The following is a 22516-nucleotide window of genomic DNA, read 5'->3' as shown; positions in this document are numbered from 1 at the left end:
GCAGGCTGAAATGCTTGAATAAGCAGCTATTTCCACAGCTTCTCTCAACATTGCCTAGGCAACGCCGATACTAAGATAAGAACATGGGCCTCATGCCCTCCACCGTCCTGCTTGACGCGATATTCGGCGCCATATAGGCTTCGGCAGGTTATACAGGGCGAAAACCACGAGAAAATAAGACAAGGCAAAGAAATTGTCAGATCAGCCATCCGCACATTCACAGGCGTTGTTCAAAGCCGGCCTCGCTGCCGAGGCAAAGCACAACTACCTGGAAGCCTTGTCAAATTACACCGCATCACTAGAAGCTGGCGCTAGCCAACTGCAGACTTGGCTCAAAATCGGCCACCTGTTCCTGCGCACCATGAAATACCAGCAGGCAGCCGAAACCATGGAGTTCGTGCTGGGCATGGACCCGTCAAGCATTGAAGCCATTTACGGCCTAGCCATTGCCTATTTCTACCTGGGTCGCCATGAAGAAGCCTGTGCCTTCATCGACCATGCAGCGGAAATGCAACCGGATAACGCCACTTACGCACTGGATCGCGCCAACATTCACTCCATCGCCAAGCCAGATCCGGCCAGCAAGCGCCAGCTTTATGCAGAATGGGGGCAGCGCTTTGCCGATTCGCTAGGCAAGCTGGCCCAGCCATTCGACTATGACCGCGCCCCTGATCGCACATTGCGTATCGGCTATGTCTCTGGTGATATGCGTGACCACGCCGTGGCGTATTTCATGGAACCAGTGCTGGCTCACCACGACGCGGCGCAGGTCGATGTTTTCGTCTACTCCACCAGCCCACACCAGGATGCCGTCACTGACAAACTAAAAAAACTGGTGCCACATTGGCATGATGTCTCAAAGCTTAGTGACCAGGCACTGCATACCCTGATTCGCCAACATAAAATCGACATTCTGGTAGACCTTTCCGGCCATACCCAGGGCCACCGCCTGTTTACCTTTGCACGCCGCGCTGCGCCAGTGCAAGTGACCTGGCTGGGCTATGTCGGTGGTACGCTAGGCATGCAGGAAATGGATTATCGCCTGACCGACTGGAGCATGGACCCAGCGGGTAGTGAGCAATTTTATGTTGAAAAACTATTCCGCCTAAACTGCATGGCCAGCTATATCCCGCCTGCCAACGCACCACTTGAACCCTTGCCCCCCATGCTGCAAGGCAACCCGCCCACGCTGGCTTCGCTCAACAGCTCGCGCAAACTCACCGATGAAGCCCTGCTGGTATGGAAGCGCATCCTCGAAGCACGTCCAGAGGTGCAGTTGCTCATTCATGTACAAGAGCAATCCGCTGAAGATGCCGTAAACACCATAGAACCGCGCTTGGTCAGGCTGGAGATGCCATTGGACCGCATCATCATCTCGCCCATGGTGCCCATGGATGAATTCATGACGCGCGGGCAGATCGTCGATATTGCCCTCGACAGCTTCCCGGTATCCGGCGGCACCACGACCTTGCATAGCCTATGGATGGGGCTGCCGGTGATTGCGATGGATGCCACCGACGCCGTGGCTGCATCAAGCGCCGCTATACTCAAGGGCCTGGGTTTGCAGGAGTGGGTGGCAAGCAGCGAAGATGACTATGTCTCCAAGGTACTAAACCTGCTTGACGCCCCAGAACAGCTCACTGCGTACCGCGCACGCGCACGCCAACTGATGCAGCACTCCACGCTCATGGATTATGCGGGTCGCTGCCATGACCTGGAAACCGCTTACCGACAGCTCTGGCTTAATTACCTGCTGGGCAAACCCAAATTTCTCGGCGTTCATACTCCCTATACGGAAGACCTTCAACAACTGCGCAGTGCCTACGAAGAAAGACAAGGGCAAACGATATGAACAAGCATGCTGCCATCCCGTTATTGACACCATTGTTGCCTGACCGGCAAGCGCTTGCTCCATATCTGGCGCAACTGGACCACAACCGCCATTACTCCAACTTTGGCCCGCTCAATAACGCCCTGGAATCACGGATCGCAGACATATTTGCAGAGCATGGCGCTTATCCGCTACACGTCACGACCACCAGCAGCGCAACGCTGGGGCTGGAACTGGTGCTCAGTAGCCTGGATTTACCGCCCGGCAGCAAGGTGATCGTGCCCGCCCTGACTTTTGTTGCCTCACTGACGGCCATCATCCGCGCTGGCTACACACCGGTCATTGCCGATATTGACCCCGACAGCTGGTTGCTCACCCCTGAAATCGCCACCGAGGCTGCGGTACAAACCGGCGCCAGGGCAGTCTTGGCTGTCGCTGCATTTGGGCAACCACAGGATACCAAGCGCTGGAGCCATTTCCAGCAACAGTCTGGCATCAGGGTGCTGATTGATGCCGCAGGTGCATTTGGTAGCCAGTGGGTAGAAGCGCCTGATATCCCGGTGGTTTACAGCATGCATGCCACCAAATCTCTGGCAGCAGGCGAGGGCGGGCTGGTCGTCAGCGGCGACAATGTCATCAATGCCAATGTCCGCCAGCTCAGTAACTTCGGCATTAACCTGGATTCCAATGCTGGCTTCCCAGTCGGACACCTGTCATTTGTCGGTAGCAATGCCAAGCTCTCGGAATACCATGCCGCCGTAGCGCATGCCAGCCTGGACCAATGGGATGCCCAAGCGCAATTGAGGCAAAACATTTACCGCGATTACCGTCAGGCACTCGCAGATGCCTGCGGTGACCAACTACAATGGCAAGCAGGCATTACGCTGGCCGCGCCGACGATTTTCTGCCTGCGCATGGCTGCCGATGCACGTGACCGCCTGGAAGCGATATGCAAGCAACGCCACATCGCTACCCGACGCTGGTATCAACCCTTGCTGCACCAGCATGCAGCCAAGGTGGCACCCATCATCAAGCAACCTACACCCGTGGCAGAAGCCGTGGCCTCTGGCCTGATCGGCTTGCCGTTTTCACCGTTCCTGAGCCGTGAAGATATCACTCGTGTTGTCGAAGCCACTTGCCTGGCGACGGCAAACTTAACTTTAGCGCATCAATCCCAGTGAGAATAACCATGGACAACATCGAAACCTTTATTGAGAAATTCATTACCGCTGTCGACTTTCAGGAAGCCGTCGAGATTGAACCCGACACCAAGCTGACAGACTTGCCAGAGTGGGACTCCCTGGCAGCACTTGGCGTGATCGTCATGTTTGACATGGAATATGGCAAAACCATCACCGGCGAGCACCTGAAACAAGCGAGCACCGTGCAAGACCTTTACCAACTGCTAGCCTAGGATTCCGCCATGGCCACCTCTACACTCAAGAACGTACGCTTTGCCGGCATGGCGACCTGCGTGCCCAAGCAGGTCGTGCATAACGTCAATGATGTGCCGCCCCACCTGCGCTCAGAGCGCGAGAGGCTGGTACGCAACATCGGTATCGAAACGCGTCGTGTCTGCCCGGAGTGGCAATGTTTTTCCGACTTGGCCTACGATGCCGCCGACAAGCTGCTCAATGAACTGCAATGGTCACGCGACGAGATCGGTGCCTTGATCGTGGTGACGCAATCGCCAGATTACTTGGTACCGGCCACCGCCATTATCCTGCAAGATCGGCTAGGCCTGGCGCATTCCACGATTGCCTTTGACGTTAATCTTGGCTGTTCTGCTTACCCGTTTGCACTACAGCTTCTGGGCAGCATGATTGCCTCAGGCGCGATCAAGAAAGGTTTGATCCTGCTCGGTGATCGCTCGAGCTACAAGCATAAAGACCCGCTGAAAGATCCGTTGTTTTCCGATGCTGGCACTGCCACAGCACTGGAATATCAGGAAGGCGCGGCACCCATGTACTTCGACCTCAACAGTGACGGCAGCGGCTACAAGGCCATCATCGTGCCTGTCGGTGGGCACCGCAACCCGTTCCAGCTTGAGCACGGCATTGCACGCAAGGGAGATGACGGTTTCTGGCGTTCAGACTTGGACCTGCTGCTTGACGGCCCTGCGGTGATCAGTTTCTCTACACAGCGCGTGCCCCCGATGGTGGAGAACCTGCTGGGTTATTCCAGTATTGCCAAGGATGACATCGACTATTTCATCTTCCACCAGGCCAACCGCATGATCAATGAAACCATCCGCAAAAAACTGGGCCTGCCAGAAGAAAAGGTGCCGTCGACCTTGCGTGAATTCGGCAATACCAGCGGTGCCTCATTGCCAGTCACAACCACGGTACGCCTACGTGATGCGCTAGCGAAGAGCAAAAATCGCCTGCTGTTCTGTGGCTTTGGTGTCGGCCTTTCCTGGGGAGGAGCGATTGTAGAGGTGGAAGATGCCATCTTCCCTGAATTGATTATTTCATGAGCCACATGCAAGATCCTTTTTCACTGACCGGCAAACGCGTGCTAGTCACCGGCGCATCGTCTGGAATAGGCAAGCAAATTGCCATTACCTGCTCGCAAATGGGCGCAGAGCTGGTCATTACCGGGCGCAATCAAGATCGTCTGCAGGCAACTGCTGCCTCGTTGCACGGAGAAGGGCATACTGTGCTGCCAGCAGATTTATCACAACAAGAGGATATCGACATGCTGGCACAACAAGCTGGCGTGTTGAACGGGCTGGTGCATGCCGCTGGCATGTCGCGACTGGTCCCTTTTCGCCTGATGAACAAAGCCCATCTGGGCGAGATTTTCGACAGCAACACGTTTGCCCCTTTGCTATTGACGAAGGCCTTGCTCGCAAAAAAACGGATTGCGGCCAATGGGTCCATATTGTTTATCGCCGCATTGTCATCTCATAGCGGCGCCTTGGCGACCTCCGCCTATGCTGCCAGTAAATCGGCCCTGCTAGGTGCCATGCGCTCACTCGCACTGGAAGTCGCGAAGCAAGGCACTCGCGCCAACTGCCTCTCACCCGGTTATGTACGCACCCCTATGCTGGAAGGCCTGGGGCAAGGCGGAGGCAATATGGATGCGCTTTTCGATCTCACACCACTGGGCATGGGCGAACCTGAAGACGTGGCCTACGCATCCGTGTTTTATCTGTCGGATGCAAGCCGCTGGATTACGCGTAATTACTTCATCCTGGATGGCGGTCTGAGTACCCCCATGGATATTTACGCATGAGTGTTGCTGTGATCAATCCCTTTTCCCTAGAAGGAAAAACCATTCTGGTCACCGGCGCATCGTCAGGCCTGGGCCAGCATATTGCCGTTCGCTGCGCCGCACGTGGTGCACGCATGATCATTACTGGGCGCAACCAGGAGCGGTTGCAGGCCAGTTATGACCAGCTGCAGGGGGAGGGCCATATACAAGTGCTGGCAGACCTGACCAGCGAAGAAGACAGGCATAGGCTGGTCAGCGTAATACCCACATTGAATGGACTCATGCACTGTGCCGGCATGCAAAAGCATTGCCCAGTGCGACAACTGTCCGAACAGCTGATGACAGACATGTATCGCATCAACTTTCTCGCACCCGTGATGCTGACGCAACGCCTGCTACAGGCAAACGCCATCGCACCACAAGGCTCCATCCTGTTCATGCTATCCACCGCGGCACATAGTGGCACCCGCGGCCTGGCACCTTATTCGGCCATGAAATCCGGACTGATCGGCATGATCAAATGCCTCGCACTGGAACAGGCCAAACGTAAAATTCGCGTCAATGGCATTTCACCTTCTGCGATTGCCACCCCGATGTGGGATGCACACCAAGCACAGCTGGAAGAGCAAAAGGCCAGGCATCCGCTAGGACTAGGCACTCCCGACGATGTAGCCAATGGCGTGATTTACATGCTGTCGGACGCCAGCCGGTGGGTCACAGGCACCAGCCTGGTCATGGACGGTGGGGCAGTAATTTGATGAAGAAGGCCTATATCATCGGCGCTGGTGGCTGGGGTCGTGAAGTGCTGGTGCAAATGCGCGATGACCCGGATTGCGGCAAGACATGGGAGATTGCCGGATTTCTGGATACACGCCCACACATGCTGGATGGCATAGACTGCGGCGCACATATCGTGGGAAATCCCCTGACACATATGCCACAAGATGATGAAGTGTTTGTTTGTGCCATCGGGTTGCCTCGCGGACGCGAACAATATGCACGCCCCCTGCTCGACAAGGGCGCACAATTCATCCACATCCGCACCCCCTACAACACCGACGGTTACATCAGCGTACGCGTCCATCTTGGAACAGGGTGCTTCTGGGCCGCTCGCGTACAAATCAGCCCGGATGTGCACATCGGGGATTTCGCCAACATCCATAGCGCCACCATCCTTAGCCACGATGTACGCATCGGCAATTACGCACAAATCGGTGCCATGGTCTTCATCGGTGGTGGCGCACAGATTGGCGCGCATGCCATTGTCTACCCGCATGCCACGATTACCCCTGGCATCAAGGTAGGCGAGGGCGCCACCGTAGGTGCCGGAGCCGTCGTCATCAAAGATGTGCCGCCCGGTGCTACCGTCTTCGGCAACCCGGCCAAAGTCATTTTCTAATCGCGCAAATCTTCTAGGAAGCTACTGATGCAATCGCGCATGCACCCCAAATACTATCTCTCGCAGGAAATCTTCGAGCGTGAGCAGACCAAGATTTTCCGCAAGGTGTGGTTGTTTGCCGGATTGAAAACACTGTTGCCTCAGCATAATTCATTCATCACCCGCAAGGTGGCAGGCACTCCTGTCGTGATCCAGAACGCCCATGGCAAGCTGCATGCGTTCGAAAATATCTGCCTGCACAGAAGCGCACCGCTGCAAACGGAGCCCGTTGGATCCCGGCCGCTCGTTTGCCCTTATCATGCATGGAAGTACGATGCGACGGGACATGTTAGCAACATCCCGCATTGCGATGCCATCTACCTGTTTGACGAGGCGGAAAAACAATCACTGAAACTACGTGAGTTTGCACTCCGTACCGTAGGCAACCTGCTGTTCATCAACCTTGATCCCCAGCCGCTTCCATTGGAGGAACAATTCTCGCCGCAATTTCTCGCATCCCTGGAAAGCAGTTCTCTCGCTTATGACACGGAAGTCATGGTGACAACCTGGCACTGCAAGTTCAACTGGAAGCTGGTTTACGAAAACTTGCGCGACTTCAACCATGTGCGTTTTCTCCATCCCAAAAGCTTTGGAAACTATGTCGACTTTGTTTCCACCATTGACCAGAGTCAATGCTCAGAATCGCAATTACCCCTGACGGACAACACCCCAGAGGGCTTACGCAAGGAAATGCGCCGCTTCAGTTATGGAGGAAGGGATGCCATGATCCCCGACATGCGTCGCGCTCCATGGCACTCCAGCGTCGAGCGCTGGGGCGATCAGGATGCCTACTACAATTGGCTTAGCATCCCCAACCTGCACATTGCCAGCGGCAATGGCGGTCACTCGTTCACAATCGAGCACCATATTCCTATCGCTCCGGATAAAACAGACCTGGAACTGTACTGGATAACCGCACGCAAGAAACAACCCATCGCCTCATCCCACCAAGTGCTGCTTGCTAACATGCATGGCAGCAAGCAAATCGTTGGGGAGGATGTAGATATGCTGGAAAAAATACAAACTGGATTGCATCTTAATGCTCCCATCCCCAATCAAGGCGCTTACGAATCCACCAATAGACTGATCGAACGCTGGTATACCACCTTGATGGAGACTGAACATGAACTTTAGATGGATAATAGGTAGCGGTGACTATCTGGATCAAGTTTGGCATTCTTGGGAACAAACACACCCCAACGCAAATATTGAAAAACTGGAAGTGATACAAGACAGCGACTATGCATTCGATTTGTCGATTTTTGACGAATTAAATCCAAAGACTGGTGACGTATTCATCGCCTTTGACGAGCGCTTCGGCAATTTCAAGCGTATGGAACTGTTTCAAGCAGCTTTGGAGCGCGGTTTTTCCCTTCAACCGTTGGTCAGTGCAAACGCCAATGTCGCATCAGATGTCATTATTGGGAAAAACGTATTTATCGGGCCACAAGCAGTGGTCGGCCATGGTTGCAGAATTGATTACAACAGCGTTATTCATGCAAACAGTCACTTGGGAAGCAATTGCCGCATCCATGCATCAGTGTGGGTGGAAGCAGGAACTCAAATCGGGTCACACGTCCAAGTAGGCACACATGCCATTCTACGTACCGGTTCTATCCTGCGCTCAGGAATTAACATTGGCAAAGGTGCTGAACTGGGTTGGCCACAAGTCTACAATGCCGACATTGCGGATAAGACCATATATGACATTCGTTATGATGAGCCGATATACGTTTATGGCAACTGACCAATTGCCCATAAGAAATATTCATACTTAATTACCATTGCAATCGAATTATCCTCTGCTCTGTCATGAGTGCATATGAATCTCAAAAGTTATTATTTTTATTGGAAAGCTAAGAAAATCATCGCAAAAAATGGCGATGCCACCAAAGTGGTCATTCTTGGTTCTCATGCAGGCGAAGGCATACTAGGTCTGCCTGAGGCTAATCGCCACTGCGAAATCATTGCCATTGTGGATGACTTCCGCATTAAAGAAGCAGAAACCTATTTCAATATCCCCTTGATCACGTCTACCATGTTTACAACATTGGCGGCGCAACACGATGATCTGATTGCAATCAATACTTGTGAAAATAAAAAGCCCAAAGAATATTTCAACCGATTGTGCTGGAAAAACAATGTCGCCTGCATGAATAATTGGCAAGCCACTGCTGTTTTCAGGCTATATGAACATGTAGATCCCGATGAACGCCACGCCCATGTATGGGGTGGCTGGCGATATAAAGTACGCAGCGCAGGCGATTGGTTGATTGCGAACACATGCCTCTGGCAACGCAGGAGCAATGATATTGCCTTGATTAGGATGGATGGCGCGGGTGATTTCTTTATTTGGCTGAATTCGGCCAAACATATCCGCGAACATTATGCCGATAAGAAAATTACCCTATTCTGCAATTCAGCTTGGGCGGAGTATGCAAAAACACTCCCTTACTGGGATATAGTAGTTCCAATTGAATATAAGAAATTTCTCAGGCAACTCATATATCGCTGGAAAATAATGCTGAAGCTACGCTTTGGACATTATGCAACCATCATCCAGCCTACCTATTTCCGCTACCTGATTCGTGATGACGTGCTCATCCGCTCAAGCGGGTCGCCCGAACGCATTGGTTGGCATGGTGGCAGCATCAGCCACTTGCGCGTCACGGGCATACCATCCGCGCAATTTGAACGTTCCAATCCATGGTATACACAGCTACTACAATCTAGCATTCCTATCCGCCCAGAGATCGAGAGAGATGCCGAATTTGTTTCCATATTGACAGGAAAGCACCTTGCCCCGGCAATCGCATCGCTGCCGTTAAAAGCAGAAAAAGTGCCACCGATTGATGGTCCATACTGCATTTTGTTTCCGGGAGCATCCTGGCACGGTCGACGCTGGCCGACACATAAATTTGCTATGCTCGCAAACAAACTCGCTGAACAATTCAATTGGCATATCGTATTGAGTGGTTCAAAAAGCGAGAAATTCTTGTGCGACGAAATTGAAGCAGCGCTTTCTGGCAAAGTGATCAATCTTGCTGGAAAAACGAACTGGGTGGAGCTAGTTGAACTGATTCGTGGCGCAAAGATTTTAATCAGCAATGAAACCTCCGCCGTTCATATCGCACCAGCAGTCGACACCACCTCAATCTGCATCTTGGGAGGAGGGCACTATGGCATGTTTGTGCCCTACCCGTCGGAGCTGGCAGGCAAAAAACCTATTCCCGCGATCAAGGAAATGAGTTGTTACGGCTGCGGATGGTCCTGCACCCTGCCACGAGAAGCGCGAGGACCTGTTCCATGCATTCGGGATATTGCGGTAGAAGATGTGCTTGATCTTGTCCACAAAGCATTGGATGACAGTTCAGATAGTCCGGCACATCCGCCTGCAAATGTCGCCGATGTGTTCGGCATACCGATGTGATCAACATCTTCCTGCCTCTTAAATTTTTTGGAGAAAACTTGATGACGCCACCTGCCAAACCGATTGCCTTTGTTTTGGGTTCTACCCACCATGGAACAATGATCCTGAACCGTAACGACTACAACCAGACTCCCGACGGCAGCCAATATGGCGTTGGATGGCAGTTATTGAATAACTCATCATTCGATCAATGGGAAGTATCACTGGTTCTGGATCTCTTGCAATCTCGGCGGACCCATTTCGGTGACGGCGTCGTCGCATTGGATTGTGGAGCCAATATTGGCGTTCACGCCATTGAATGGGCACGGCAAATGCATGAGTGGGGATCAGTGACCGCTTTTGAAGCGCAGGAGCGGATTTTTTATGCATTAGCCGGCAATCTCGCCATCAATAATTGCCTCAATGCGCGAGCTGTATGGAGCGCGATTGGAGAGAGCGAAGGGACCATCGGCGTCCCGCAACCAGACTACAACCACCCCGCAAGCTACGGCAGCCTTGAGATACGGCATCATCTCGGCACCGAGTTCATCGGGCAGGCTATTCAATATAATGAAACGGCTCTCACGCCCACTAAGATGGTTTCCATAGACTGCCTCAACCTCACCCGTCTTGATTTCATGAAGATTGATATTGAGGGAATGGAAATAGAAGCCTTGCGCGGTGGTAGGAAAACGCTCGAAACCTGCAAACCCATCATTCTCGTTGAGTGGATTAAAAGTGACCTCGCCGAGCTTTCCCGCTTATTGGAAAACATGCAATACCGGCTTTTCAAGGCCCATCACAACTTATTGGCCATTCACGAAACAGATCCTACATATCAATCATCCACAACATTTAGCAGCCCGCATGGACAACAAATCAAACCATTCCGCAATCCAACCCAAAGGCCTGTTTTCCTCATGGCCCCTCTCTCTCGTATAGGGCTTGCAGTTGGCGCAGGCATAGCACAAAACTGCGCCAACCTCATTGCGGCTATTGATGACACGCCATCCATTCTTTCAATTCACGGAGCGCCGCGTTGGTCCAGCGTCCAATTCCTAGAACAGGCAAAACAATATCCTGATGCCATTGCGATTGACTTCTCTGCCAGTCTGCAAGGTAGCGCCTGGGTTGCCCGGTTGTGCGAAGAAACCGGCACAGAACGCTGTGACTGGACTGTCCACTCGCAAGTGAGTGATATAGGTTAAATCATTGCATTACAGAATATCCAACAGCCTAACTAACTCCGGGACTGCATAAAAATGAAAAACCGCTTTGTATTCTTAATGGCTCCCATGTCTCGTATTGGTTCCGCATTTGGGGATAAGGTGGCACAGGCTTGCAACCATCCCATTGCGGCAGTGGATGATGAAAGATCATCCAATACTATTCACGGCATCACCCGCTGGACGAGCACCCAATTTCTGGAACAGGCGAAACAGTACCCTGATGCCATCGCGATTGACTTCTCTGCCAGCCCGCAAGGCCGTGATTGGGTGGAAAAATTATGTAAAGAAGCTGGAATTAGCCATTTGAATTTTCTAGATGCGCAGGCAGAATTAGGCCTATCCATTGATACTGCGCAATATGATATTTTCTTGGAAGACAACCCGCTCTCAATTTACAAGCACACGGTGTCCGCAATCAACACGAAAACACATGAAATCCTTCGACTCCTAAGGTATACAGGCCAAGAGGCCCTGAGGAAACACCCCAACCCGTTAAGTCGGCATGCTGCAAAAGTGTACTCACAGAATGAAGAGGATGGCATTACATTTGAGATATTGAGGCGTTTGGAATTACAAGAGGGTGTATTTGCAGAATATGGCGTTGGAGACGGCACTGAGAACAATACTCTGTCATTACTTGCCTCCAATTGGAGAGGGTTCTGGATTGGAAATCAGGACTTGGCATTTCCCGTCACACGAGAACCAGAAACTGGATTTTATTATTCTAAAGAATGGGTAACTAGAGACAACATCACTGAACTTTACAGTGCTGGATTAAAAGCGATTGGTGAATATGCATGCAATCTTGTTTCCATGGATCTTGATGGCAATGATTGGCACTTCGTAAAAGCCTTACTCGATTCAGGTATACAGCCTCATGTGTTTATCACTGAATATAATGCCAAATTCATTCCCCCCATCAAGTTTGTCATTCCCTACAATGACCACCATGAATGGCTTGGTGATGACTACTTTGGCGCAAGCTTTGTCTCTTTTGTCGACTTATTTTCTGAATATGGATACTTTCCTGTTTGTTGCAACATCACGGGGAGCAATGCATTCTTTGTGCATAAAAAATACAAACATCTCTTTCAAGACATACCCGAAAAAATAGAAGAAATTTTTGTCGCACCCCAATACTTCTTGAGTGGACTGGATTACTCAGGGCACCCTATCTCATTAAAAACTATTTCTAGCATTGTAAACGGCCATTAAAATTGGCCAGCCTCTCTCATCAGCTCGCCCTATCTATTTAACAAGGTTCCAAATGGTAAGTGCACTCCCGCTGGTCAGCATCGTCATGCCAGCCTACAAGCTCCAGTACCTCGAGCAAGCCCTGGATAGTGCACTGGCGCAGACCTATCCAGCGCTGGAGCTGGTTATTTGCGATGACAACCCTGGGCGGGATATCGAAGCGCTTGTCCAGCAAAAGCAGGCGTCTTCACCTTTCCCGATTCACTACTCTAGAAATGCTGTCCCGGATGGCGAGCTCCCCAGCACGGTGAACGGCATCAAGCTTGCTCAAGGCAAATACATCAAGTTCCTACACGATGACGACGTACTTGAGCCAGACTGTATTGCCTCACTGGTTGCCGTCATGGAAAACGAGGCAGGAATTGTGTTGGCATCTTCACGCCGGCAACGCATTGATGAAGATGGCGAACCCTTGCCAGATATCATGGCGACCTGCTTCCCGTTTTCTGGTGATGTCATTATCAATGGCAAGGAGCTGGTGTCTTTTCTGGGTGACCATACGATCAACTTCATTGGAGAGCCAAGCTGCATCATGGTGCGACGCAATGATGTGCTGGAGATGGCCGAGACGCTGATGTCACTCAATGGCAAGATCATCGACTGGGTGGGAGACCTGGCCTTGTGCGTCAAGCTGTTGCAGCGGGGCAACTTTGCTTTCCTCGCCAAGCCATTGACCAACTTCCGCGTTTCCCGCGCCCAATTCAGCCAGATAGGCCGCGATCAGGCTGGCATCGGCAATCAGGGTCATGCCGATTTTCGCAAGGCCATTCGCGACCTAGGCTGGTACCGCACATCAGGGAACAACCGCTTGGTGAATGTTGCTCCCATCACGCCGCTGAAAGCACGCATATTCAAGCCTGTCGATCTGCTAGCCGCATTGCAGCGTGCAGCAGGCCTGGGCAGTGTCTCGCTCGCAAGCTGGCTGGGCATTCGTCGCCCAACGGAGGCACAGCGCTCACTGATCGACCAACATCTTGCCTCACAACAGGGTGGCCCACGTATTGCCATCATGCTGATTGACCTCGAGGGAACGAAGGAAGCCATTGAGCACACACTTGGCAAACTGCGTGAAGCCAACACCTATCACAACATTGAAATCTGGGTATTCTCACCCTTAGCATCACTTGCGCTGCCAGATGACGCCAAACTAGTCACAGTACCATCCGCCGATGGTACTACCGCGGCCATCAACGCTGCCCTGACCGAAACACAAGCCGAGTGGATACTGCTGGCCGAGACAGGTAGTGAATTCATGCCCAGCGGCCTGTTGATCAGTGCGCTGGACTTGCCGACCTTGCCCGCCTCCTGTCATGCCGCCTATGCTGATGACATCCTGCGCTTGGAGGACAACGAGCTTGGCCTCAATTTGCGCCCCGACCTCAACCTGGATCTATTGCTCAGTTTCCCGGCCAGCATGTCACCCCACTGGTTTTTCCGCAGAGCAAGCCTCGTTGAACTAGGCGGATTCTCGACGACAACAGGCCGGGCTTTTGAGCTGGAGTATCAGTTACGCCTGATAGAACAATTAGGTCTGGGCAGCATCGCCCATATCAGCGAGCCCGTCATGATCGGCAACAAGCTGGAGATGGCAGACTGCGCAGAGGAAGAGGCAGTGATAGGACAACACCTGCGCAATCGCGGTTATGAACAAGCGCTTGTGCGCAGCCATATGCCCAGGTGTTATGCCATTGATTATGGCCATGCACTACAGCCCGGCGTCAGCATCGTCATTGTCGTCAAGGATAGACTCTCGCAAATCCAGCGCTGCCTGGAAACCCTGCTGGAGAACACCAGCTACGCCAACTACGAGGTGTTACTGCTGGACCATGGCAATCAGGCCGCCGACATTTGCACCTGGCTCGCTGGTATTGAATCGATGGCGCTACCGCAATTGCGCGTGCTGCGCTTTGATGCAGGCCTATCTCATGAAACGATCTGCAATCAGGCTGCTCAACAAGCACATGGTGAATTCCTGCTCTGGCTGGGCGATGGTGCTGGCATCCTCAGCCCGGACTGGCTCCAGCAACTGCTTAATCATGGCCAGCGCCCAGAAGTAGGTGCCGTCAGCGGCAAGCTGGTTTCTGCCGATGGAAAGATCCGCCATGCGGGCTTGCTGCTCGGGCTACACGGCCCGGCAGGGCAGGCCTTTGAAGGCTTATCGCATGATGACAGCGGCTATATGCAACGCTTGCAGCTTGACCAGCAATACACTGCATTGAGCCGCGAGTGCTTGTTGTTGCGCCGTGAGCTATTTCTGCAAGCTGGCGGTTTTGATGAAGAACCTTTGCTTTCACGGTGGGCCGATGTCGATTTATGCCTGAAATTGCATCAGGCTGGCTTCCTGAATGTGTGGACGCCACGCGTCACACTGCTTATGGATATGCCGCTGGGTAGTACCGCCAGCATCAGCGAGGAGGATGCAATGTATGCGCGCTGGTTGCCAACGCTAGCACGCGATCCTGCCTATAACCCGGGCTTCTCCCTACAGGCAGAACCAGGCTTCAAGCTTGCCGAGCCAACACTCTCCTGGCGTCCACTACAAGCCTGGAAGCCAGTGCCTACTATCCTGGCGCATCACGCCGACCCTTATGGCTGCGGACACTATCGCGTCATCCAACCCTTGATGGCCATGCGCGATGCAACCCTCATCGATGGCACGATTTCCGGCAACCTGCTCTCCCCAGTTGAGCTGGAGCGCTACGCACCTGACGCCATCATCCTGCAACGTCAAACCACGGAAGAGCGTGTTGAGGTGATCCGCAGGATGAAAGCTTTTTCGCAGGCTTTCAAGGTATATGAGCTGGATGACTACCTGCCCAACCTGCCCATGAAAAACATGCACCGCAAGCTGATCACCAAGGATGCCGTCAAGGCTTTGCGGCAGGGCCTGGGCTTTGTTGACCGTTTTGTCGTCTCTACCCCGGCACTGGCAGAAGCTTTTGCTGATCTGCATGCTGACATTCGCGTCGTTAAGAATCGCCTGCCTGTCAGTTGGTGGCAAGGCCTGCAAAGCCAGCGCCGCATCTCGGCCAAACCTCGTGTAGGTTGGGCAGGTGGCAATAGCCATACTGGCGATCTTGAGCTGATTACCGATGTGGTAAAAGAGCTCGCAGATGAAGTCGAGTGGGTTTTCTTTGGCATGTGCCCAGAAGCGTTGCGCCCTTATGTACACGAATTTCATGGTGGAGTACCCATCGACCAATATCCACAAGCGCTTGCCAACCTCAACCTGGATCTTGCCTTGGCGCCTGTTGAGCAAAACCTGTTCAACGAGTGCAAGAGCAACCTGCGCCTACTGGAGTATGGTGCATGTGGCTTCCCGGTCATTTGCAGCGATATCCGCTGCTACCAGGAGGATAACTTGCCTGTCACGCGTGTGAAGAACCGCTTCCGCGATTGGGTCGATGCAATCCGTATGCACACTGCCGACCTGGATGCGGCAGCAAAGGCAGGCGATGCCTTGCGTCAAGAGGTGCTAGCACACTGGATGCTGGAAGGGGCGCACCTGCACGAGTGGCGCCGCGCCTGGCTACCAGATAGTGACTAACCTTGTGCCCTCATTGCCTGTCAGCATACACTGACAGGCAATTCATCCTTCCCCCTACTGCCTATCCCCTGGTCATTGCCTATGATGGCTACCAGACGAATCGCATTGCGATTTTCTACCTGAATAACTTATCTAAGGAGCAGACCATGAACTGGGATCAAGTAGAAGGTAACTGGAAACAACTCAAGGGCAAGGTACGCCAGCAATGGGGCAAGCTGACCGACGATCAATTCGAGCAAATCAAGGGCAACCGTGAAATGTTGTCCGGCAAGTTGCAGGAACTCTATGGCATCTCTAAGGAAGAGGCCGAGAAGCAGATTGAGTCCTTCAACAAGACCTGTACCAAACACTAGTCAAATAGTGTGATTTGATTCTCCTCTAGTAATACTCCCTTATCACCGGCCTGATGGCCGGTGTTTTCTATTGATGGTCTAGGTCTTGCTTGAGTATCATCACTAGCATTTACCGAGCCTCCCCCATGGCCTTGCCCAGTTTCAGCTATCTACAATGTAGTTTTGCCGGGATAGATTTCATCCTGCGCATCGAATCCAGCCTGCTTTCCCCGGCAGTCCTCTCTGGCAATCGTATTGTCAAGACCATGCCTGCACCTGCATTCTGCCAAGGCATACCAGCCGAGTATTTCGAGGCGATCGAAGGCAACAAGCTCTATAAATTGGCCTACTTCCTGGAAAACCTTTCATCACTTCCAGCACCCAAGCGCATCTGGAGTTATGGCTCTGCCCAATCCAACGCCATGCTGGCCTTGAGTGCACTTGCACAACTCATGGGCACGGAGCTCCATTATGTATTGCCCTACTTGGCAGATGAGCTCAAGGCACAGCCCAAGGGCAATCTTGCCTTGGCATTGCATCGCGGCATGCACATGCATATCGACAGCAAGCTTTATCGCCGCATGACACAACAGGCTTTTGTGCCGGATGAAAATGAATGGATGCTGGGTGAGGGGGCCCATCATGCACATGTCGCTCATGGCTTTGCAGCGCTAGGCCAGGAGATCATGGAAACTGGCAGCACACTGGGCTTTCATCAGGTATTCCTGCCATCCGGCACCGGAGTCAGCGCCTATCATCTTGCCGCCGCCATGCCAGGAACCAAGGTGATCACTACCCCGGTGTATGGAGATGCGCTCTACCTGCAACAGGCGTTCTCGCAGATGGGAATTTCAGCAGGTATGCCTGACATTCTTGCGCATGCACCGCATTATCGCTTTGGCTCGCTCTACCGCGAATTGTGGGAGTTGCAAGCCGAGTTGACTGCAGAAACCGGCATCAGCTTTGATCTGCTATATGACTTGCCCGCCTGGGCCTGCATCCTGCAACATCGTGAGCGCTTTACGCAGCCCTGGCTTTACATACACCAGGGCGGCATGCAGGGTAGCGCCACCATGCGCGAACGCTACGTCAGGATGTTTGGGGCTGAGCGTCCGGCCCACGCAGCTGACTAATCAGAAATCCAGCGTCAGGCCAACATTGACCGAACGGCCCATGCCAGCCACCTGCCCCATCTGCCCCACAGAACCCTCAGCTCTCCAGTTTGCATAATTCAAGCCACCGGTAGGCAATGCGTAGTAGCGGTCAAACAAGTTGGTGACGGTAAAATCCAGGCGCGCCTTCTGCCATTGATAACTGCTGCGCAGGTCTACCAGGGTGTATCCACCTGTTTCACGCTCAAAACGTGCATCATCTACACGCGTTTTGCTGTCAACAAACTGCACATCCATGCCATTAGACCACGCACCCTTTTTCTGTTCCAGGCTAATCCGGGCATTCAACGGCATGATCTGGTAGAGCGAATCACCGTTGGTGCGCTCGCCACGTGTCCATGCAAAGCTAGCGCGTACGCGGCCCTCTCCCCATGCCGTATCGTGCCAAAGCTGCTTGGCGGCATCGGCAGTGATACCGTAGAACTGAGCATCCTGGTTATCAAAGCGCAGATAAGCACGCGTGCCTGAGGAAAATGTACCGATTCGCTCAACACCAATATAATCCTGTACATAGGTGTAGTAAGGCGTCACCCTGAGCTGCCAGGATTTCTTATCAACATCATGCCAGTCCACGGTTCCACTGATGGTATTGGCCTTCTCGGGCTTGAGGTCAGGGTTGCCAACATAGCCATTCAGGTCACCGAACCAGCCTATCATCATCCGCGCCATCTGGCCCGCTCCCCAAGAATAGCGTTCGTACAGGTTAGGGGATCGTGTCTTGCGTGCATAGCCGAACTCCACGCTGGTCGTCTCGGAAAACTCATATTTACCTGTTGCAGTCAGGTCAAGGTGATTATCACTGGCAGAGCGGCTACCTGCGTTAAATGCACTCGCAGCCGCAATATCCGCCATGCCCATCATGCCGCCATAAGCCTGCACTTCGCCAGTACTAGTACGCACATGGTCAACCCGCGCCCCGAACAAGGAACTCCAGCGACTATTCCACTTAGACTCCATTTCAGCAAACACGCCCAAGCGAGTACGGCGACCATCATTGATATTCACATAGGTATTCGGGCCCATCATCATGGTGTCACCCGGTACAGCAGGCCAAAAATCATCCAGTCGATTGCGATGCAGGTCATTACCGATACGCAAGGTATGTGCATCACTTAACGGAATGGTCGCCTTTACGCTGTACCCCATGTCCTTACCATGCGTTTTCATGGGCATGCTGCCGGTTTTTTCGGAGGAGAAAAAACCCATCTCATGGCTCACTTCCTGCCAGTAAATGCGCGTATCGAGATCACCCCAGGCGAAACGGCGGTTATAGCTCGCATTAATCGAATCTGCCTTGTTACCGACCAGATCCATATACTGGTTTGGGAAACCCTGATGCGGCACTTCCTGGTGACTCAACCGCAGCACAAAATCCTCATTCTCACCCTTGGCGCCAATAGTCAGGGTCTGGATATGGCGCTCAAACTGCGTCGCACGCACCTTGTCACCATTGCCATCACGATAGCTCTGGCCTCTATCCATGGTACTGGTGAAATTCAGGCTCAAGTTGTCACTGGCGGCCGTGGCACTCAGCGCAGTGCTCAAGCCATTGCTGTTGCTACGGTATACCGTGGAGAAACTGCCTTGGTATAACCAAGCATCCGCATTATCCGCATAAACAGGCTGGGCGGAATCCACAGCAATAGTGCCAGCAATACTGTCACCCCCCATGCTCACTGGCGTAATCCCTGCCAGCACGCTGATATTGGCAACCGCGGCAGGGGAAATATACGTCAGCGGTGCATTCATGTTATTGGCACAGGCCGCTGTCAACTCTGCGCCATCGACCAGGATACGTATGCGGTTGTCATTCATGCCACGGATATTTGGCAAGGCCGAGATACCGCCTGCCTGATAGGAATATAGCCCAGTGTAGTCCTGCAACAAGCTCGTACTATCCGCACTATTAACCATACGTTTGTGCAAATCACTGTCGCTATCATGGGCGTGGGCTGTGACCTCGACTTCAGGCAAGTGCTGTGCATGATCATGCTCCGGCTCTGCCTGAGCCACATTACCAAACAGGGGAGCCAACACCACTACCGCCCATTTGAATGGTATCGCTTGCCTTGTTCCTGCCTGTACACTTATTTTCATCCCCATTCCCTTACTCCTGCACCAAGTACACCGCTATAAGCGGCAAAGCGAAGGATTGTAGTGGGAATGGAGAGGCTTAAGAATGCGACATAATGCCGCATTCAAAGCATGTTCGAGATGATAGAAACGGGTATAATCGCGCCCTGTGCGGGCGTAGTTCAATGGTAGAACGCCAGCTTCCCAAGCTTGATACGCGGGTTCGATTCCCGTCGCCCGCTCCACTGCATCGTTCCAGGGAATTCTGAGGAAGTCCAAGAGGCATCGTAAGTCGTTGATTCTGGTTGAGTTTTCGACACCTCGATGTTCCAGTGGGCTCCACGGAAATCCACCTGAAGCCACGACGTTTATGTCCATTTTTGTGTCCATTTTTGCGGGCACGACGGCTTCCGGATTGTTGCTAGGGCGCTGAGGTCGATGGGTTAAGCATCTGGTTCCTGACTCATGTTCAGGAGCTAGAGCATGGCACTCTCAGACTTGGTGGTCCGCCAAGCCAAAGCCACCGGCAAGGCCTACACACTTCCAGACATCGATGGTCTCTCCCTGGCCGTGACGGCCACGGGCAGCAAGAGCTGGCACTTCCGTTACTACTGGATGAAGGAGCCCAAGCGCATGTCGCTGGGCACCTATCCCGAGGTGTCCCTTCGTGAGGCACGCGCCCTGCGTGACGAGGCGCGCGCCTTGGTGGCCAAGGACATCAACCCGCGCCTTCACCGCAAGCAAAAGCGCGCCGCGGTCAAACTCGCCGGTGAAAACACCTTCGAGGCGATCTACAAGAAGTGGCTTGCCCACCGCGAACGCGGCCTCAAGAAGGGCCGGCAGACCACCCTCTCGATCCTCCCTCGCGTCTTCGCCAAGGATGTGCTGCCCTTGCTGGGCAAGCGCTCGATCTACGACATCAAACGCCCTGACCTGCTGGAAGTGATCGCCAGGATCGAGCGGCGCAAGGCGCTCTCCGTCGCCGAGAAAGTCAGGACGTGGTTCAACCAGATGTTCCGCTACGCGCTGGTGGTCGTGCCGGGCCTGGAGCAGAACCCGGCTTCCGACCTCGACGTGGTGGCGCTGCCGCTGCCCCCGGTGAACCACAACCCGTTCCTGCGCATGGCCGAGTTGCCGAAGCTGTTGCAGCGCCTGCGCAAGTATCGTGGCCGGCTGCAGACCCAGCTCGGTCTGCGGCTGCTGCTATTCACCGGCGTGCGCACGGGCGAGCTGCGCCTGGCGACGCCGGATCAGTTCGACCTCGATCGGGGCCTCTGGATCATCCCGCCCGAGGTCGTGAAGCAGCTCCAGGTGGACATGCGCAGGAAGCGCCAGTTGCCCAAGGACATTCCACCCTACATCGTGCCGCTGTCGGTGCAGGCCATCGAGATCGTCCGGCACCTGCTCGAACAGCTCAAACCGGCCCAGCACTATCTGTTCCGCCACGACAGCGAGTTGAAGAAGCGCATGAGCGAGAACACGCTCAACGGCGCGCTCAAGCGCATGGGCTATCGCGACCTGCTGACCGGGCACGGCATCCGGGGCACGATGTCCACCGCGCTCAACGAGATCGGCTACCCGAAGGTGTGGGTGGACGCGCAACTCTCGCACGTCGATCCCAACAAGGTCAGTGCCACCTACAACCACGCCGAGTACGTCGAGCAGCGGCGGCGGATGATGCAGGATTGGGCCGACCGGCTCGATCTCTTCGAGCAGAACATGGTCGAGGCAGCGAGCATGCCGCTCACCATTCATTTGGAGGGCGTGCCCGTCCTCTCGGATGAGGAAGCCGCGAGTGCGCCACCCAAACCAGCGGCCGCGTCGGCGCCGCTCCTGATCGTGACCAGGCCGGGAGACGCGATGCCACTGGTGTCAGCCGAGACGCATCGGCTGCCCGCAGTGCCGTTGCCGCGTTCCGTCATGGAGGAACCGCTGTCCGACATACAGCGCCAGCGGATGGAACTGGTCGATGTCTTCGAGGCACCACACAACCTGCCAGTCGCCGAGTACGCGAAGATGGCGGGCAAGTCCCGCCGGTGGATCAGCTACGAGATCAAGGCCGGCAACCTGCTGGCGCTGAACCTGGGCAACCGTGGTCAGCGCGTGCCGGATTGGCATCTCGATCCGGTCAAGCACGCGCTGATCCAGGCGGTCCTCAAGCTGACCAGGGGCGCCGACCCTTGGCAGATCTACAACGCGCTCCTGCAGCCGCGCGCGAAGCTGCGCGGCGGCTCGGCTCTGGAAAGCGTCAGTGCCACAAATCTCGACAAGATCATCATGGCGGTGAGCACGACGGTGAAGGAAAGCGAGTGGTCCCCGCAGCAGGTGGCGTTTGCGTAGCGCGCCAGCGCCCAGCAGTGCGCGCCCCTGTCTCAGGACACGGAGCGCGCGCGGCGGGCGAATCTTTCCTGGGGCTCGGTCAAGGACGAGGACGGGCGAAGCAGGTAGGCCATCACGATGATGGGTGCGCCAGCCAATGGCCGCGCGGCGATGCCGCGACGCAGGTAGCAGGTCAGTCTCGCGGCGGGTGCGACGGCAATGCCGTAGCCCGCGGAGACGAGCGTCATCGCCATGTCGAAGGTGCTGACGGTCTGCTCATGGCCCTGCGGTGCATCCTCGACCAGGCCATGCGCCACCGCGCGCCACGGCTCGTCGGCCGTTGACTGCGCGCAGATCAACGGCTGCTTGAGCAGCTCTTGGCGAGGCACTTCACGGTAGGACAGCAGGTGCGAGCGCTTGGCGACGGCGACTGCCAGCGTGTCATGCCACAACGGCTCGCACACCCAGCCTGGCCACTCCCAGGCGGCTGTGGACAGGGCCAAGTCAAAGTTATCGTGCGGCAGTTCCTGCGCCTGCGCTGTGGAACTGCATCCGATCAAGGCGGTGGCGGTCTCTGGCTCTTCGGCGCGCTGCAACGCCAGCAAGTCGGCAAGCGGTGAAGGCACCCACTCGCCGAGCACAGCCACCCGGATTTCAGTGGAGGCATCGCTCGATTTCACGTCCAGTTCCTCCAGG

18 protein-coding genes and 1 tRNA gene are annotated in these 22516 nt (G+C 54.2%); 17 read left to right on the top strand and 2 right to left on the bottom strand.

What is annotated here, in order from left to right; genetic code table 11:
• The first annotated feature begins 193 nt into the window (after window positions 1-193).
• The 15 genes from LG202_RS11200 (at window position 194) to LG202_RS11130 (ending at window position 17389) form a co-directional block, all read left to right on the top strand.
• Window positions 194-1852, top strand: coding sequence for an O-linked N-acetylglucosamine transferase, SPINDLY family protein (locus tag LG202_RS11200; RefSeq protein WP_230348456.1), 1659 nt, complete (start codon window positions 194-196; stop codon window positions 1850-1852).
• Window positions 1849-3012 carry a DegT/DnrJ/EryC1/StrS family aminotransferase gene (locus LG202_RS11195; protein ID WP_230348455.1) on the top strand — a complete coding sequence of 388 codons (1164 nt, stop codon included), beginning with the start codon at window positions 1849-1851 and terminating at the stop codon, window positions 3010-3012. The genes LG202_RS11200 and LG202_RS11195 overlap by 4 nt, the downstream gene beginning before the upstream one ends.
• Window positions 3013-3020: 8 nt before the next feature.
• Window positions 3021-3245 (top strand): acyl carrier protein, encoded by a 225-nt coding sequence (locus tag LG202_RS11190; protein WP_230348454.1) that lies wholly within the window; start codon window positions 3021-3023, stop codon window positions 3243-3245.
• A 9-nt stretch (window positions 3246-3254) separates the two neighbouring features.
• Window positions 3255-4307, top strand: coding sequence for a ketoacyl-ACP synthase III (locus LG202_RS11185; RefSeq protein ID WP_230348453.1), 1053 nt, complete (start codon window positions 3255-3257; stop codon window positions 4305-4307).
• 5 nt (window positions 4308-4312) lie between these two features.
• Window positions 4313-5068, top strand: a complete 756-nt coding sequence (locus LG202_RS11180) for an SDR family oxidoreductase (protein WP_230348452.1) — start codon at window positions 4313-4315, stop codon at window positions 5066-5068.
• On the top strand, window positions 5065-5805 hold the full coding sequence (locus LG202_RS11175) for an SDR family NAD(P)-dependent oxidoreductase (protein ID WP_230348451.1): 741 nt from the start codon (window positions 5065-5067) through the stop codon (window positions 5803-5805). Before LG202_RS11180 ends, LG202_RS11175 begins: the two co-directional genes overlap by 4 nt.
• The gene (locus tag LG202_RS11170; protein ID WP_230348450.1) at window positions 5805-6446 is read left to right on the top strand and encodes a NeuD/PglB/VioB family sugar acetyltransferase; all 642 of its coding nucleotides are present in this window, start codon (window positions 5805-5807) and stop codon (window positions 6444-6446) included. Before LG202_RS11175 ends, LG202_RS11170 begins: the two co-directional genes overlap by 1 nt.
• A 27-nt stretch (window positions 6447-6473) precedes the next feature.
• Window positions 6474-7619 carry an aromatic ring-hydroxylating oxygenase subunit alpha gene (locus tag LG202_RS11165; RefSeq protein WP_230348449.1) on the top strand — a complete coding sequence of 382 codons (1146 nt, stop codon included), beginning with the start codon at window positions 6474-6476 and terminating at the stop codon, window positions 7617-7619.
• Window positions 7609-8232, top strand: a complete 624-nt coding sequence (locus LG202_RS11160; RefSeq protein WP_230348448.1) for an LbetaH domain-containing protein — start codon at window positions 7609-7611, stop codon at window positions 8230-8232. Before LG202_RS11165 ends, LG202_RS11160 begins: the two co-directional genes overlap by 11 nt.
• A gap of 75 nt (window positions 8233-8307) precedes the next feature.
• On the top strand, window positions 8308-9915 hold the full coding sequence (locus tag LG202_RS11155) for a glycosyltransferase family 9 protein (RefSeq protein WP_230348447.1): 1608 nt from the start codon (window positions 8308-8310) through the stop codon (window positions 9913-9915).
• Window positions 9912-11102: an FkbM family methyltransferase gene (locus LG202_RS11150; protein WP_230348446.1), complete on the top strand. Its 1191-nt coding sequence runs from the start codon at window positions 9912-9914 to the stop codon at window positions 11100-11102. Before LG202_RS11155 ends, LG202_RS11150 begins: the two co-directional genes overlap by 4 nt.
• A 54-nt stretch (window positions 11103-11156) precedes the next feature.
• On the top strand, window positions 11157-12338 hold the full coding sequence (locus LG202_RS11145; RefSeq protein ID WP_230348445.1) for a hypothetical protein: 1182 nt from the start codon (window positions 11157-11159) through the stop codon (window positions 12336-12338).
• 52 nt (window positions 12339-12390) lie between these two features.
• Window positions 12391-15924, top strand: coding sequence for a glycosyltransferase (locus tag LG202_RS11140; protein WP_230348444.1), 3534 nt, complete (start codon window positions 12391-12393; stop codon window positions 15922-15924).
• Window positions 15925-16070: 146 nt separating this feature from the next.
• A complete protein-coding gene (locus LG202_RS11135) occupies window positions 16071-16277 on the top strand; it encodes a CsbD family protein (RefSeq protein WP_230348443.1) in 207 nt (68 codons plus the stop codon).
• A gap of 89 nt (window positions 16278-16366) precedes the next feature.
• Complete coding sequence (locus LG202_RS11130; protein ID WP_230348442.1) at window positions 16367-17389, top strand: hypothetical protein; 1023 nt, start codon at window positions 16367-16369, stop codon at window positions 17387-17389.
• On the opposite strand, the gene LG202_RS11125 is transcribed toward LG202_RS11130, so the two are convergent.
• Window positions 17390-19525, bottom strand: coding sequence for a TonB-dependent receptor domain-containing protein (locus tag LG202_RS11125; protein WP_230348441.1), 2136 nt, complete (start codon window positions 19523-19525; stop codon window positions 17390-17392). It abuts the gene before it with no gap.
• A gap of 147 nt (window positions 19526-19672) precedes the next feature.
• On the opposite strand from LG202_RS11125, the gene LG202_RS11120 reads away from it, so the two are divergent.
• Together LG202_RS11120 and LG202_RS11115 are read left to right on the top strand one after the other, a co-directional pair.
• Window positions 19673-19746, top strand: a tRNA-Gly gene (locus LG202_RS11120).
• Between the two features lie 238 nt (window positions 19747-19984).
• Window positions 19985-21841, top strand: coding sequence for a tyrosine-type recombinase/integrase (locus LG202_RS11115; protein WP_004265627.1), 1857 nt, complete (start codon window positions 19985-19987; stop codon window positions 21839-21841).
• A 32-nt stretch (window positions 21842-21873) separates the two neighbouring features.
• On the opposite strand, the gene LG202_RS11110 is transcribed toward LG202_RS11115, so the two are convergent.
• On the bottom strand, window positions 21874-22500 hold the full coding sequence (locus LG202_RS11110; RefSeq protein WP_003454711.1) for a LysR substrate-binding domain-containing protein: 627 nt from the start codon (window positions 22498-22500) through the stop codon (window positions 21874-21876).
• Window positions 22501-22516 lie beyond the last annotated feature (16 nt).

The organism is Methylobacillus methanolivorans, assembly GCF_054588515.1.
Note: the sequence above shows the minus strand (reverse complement) of the source record. Positions and strands in the feature narration are given on the sequence as shown.

Coding starts and splice junctions, on each gene's coding strand:
- LG202_RS11195 (WP_230348455.1), top strand. CDS start 1,849: ATGAACAAGCATGCTGCCATCCCGTTATTGACACCATTGTTGCCTGAC.
- LG202_RS11190 (WP_230348454.1), top strand. CDS start 3,021: ATGGACAACATCGAAACCTTTATTGAGAAATTCATTACCGCTGTCGAC.
- LG202_RS11185 (WP_230348453.1), top strand. CDS start 3,255: ATGGCCACCTCTACACTCAAGAACGTACGCTTTGCCGGCATGGCGACC.
- LG202_RS11180 (WP_230348452.1), top strand. CDS start 4,313: ATGCAAGATCCTTTTTCACTGACCGGCAAACGCGTGCTAGTCACCGGC.
- LG202_RS11175 (WP_230348451.1), top strand. CDS start 5,065: ATGAGTGTTGCTGTGATCAATCCCTTTTCCCTAGAAGGAAAAACCATT.
- LG202_RS11170 (WP_230348450.1), top strand. CDS start 5,805: ATGAAGAAGGCCTATATCATCGGCGCTGGTGGCTGGGGTCGTGAAGTG.
- LG202_RS11165 (WP_230348449.1), top strand. CDS start 6,474: ATGCAATCGCGCATGCACCCCAAATACTATCTCTCGCAGGAAATCTTC.
- LG202_RS11160 (WP_230348448.1), top strand. CDS start 7,609: ATGAACTTTAGATGGATAATAGGTAGCGGTGACTATCTGGATCAAGTT.
- LG202_RS11155 (WP_230348447.1), top strand. CDS start 8,308: ATGAATCTCAAAAGTTATTATTTTTATTGGAAAGCTAAGAAAATCATC.
- LG202_RS11145 (WP_230348445.1), top strand. CDS start 11,157: ATGAAAAACCGCTTTGTATTCTTAATGGCTCCCATGTCTCGTATTGGT.
- LG202_RS11140 (WP_230348444.1), top strand. CDS start 12,391: ATGGTAAGTGCACTCCCGCTGGTCAGCATCGTCATGCCAGCCTACAAG.
- LG202_RS11135 (WP_230348443.1), top strand. CDS start 16,071: ATGAACTGGGATCAAGTAGAAGGTAACTGGAAACAACTCAAGGGCAAG.
- LG202_RS11125 (WP_230348441.1), bottom strand. CDS start 19,525: ATGAAAATAAGTGTACAGGCAGGAACAAGGCAAGCGATACCATTCAAA.
- LG202_RS11115 (WP_004265627.1), top strand. CDS start 19,985: ATGGCACTCTCAGACTTGGTGGTCCGCCAAGCCAAAGCCACCGGCAAG.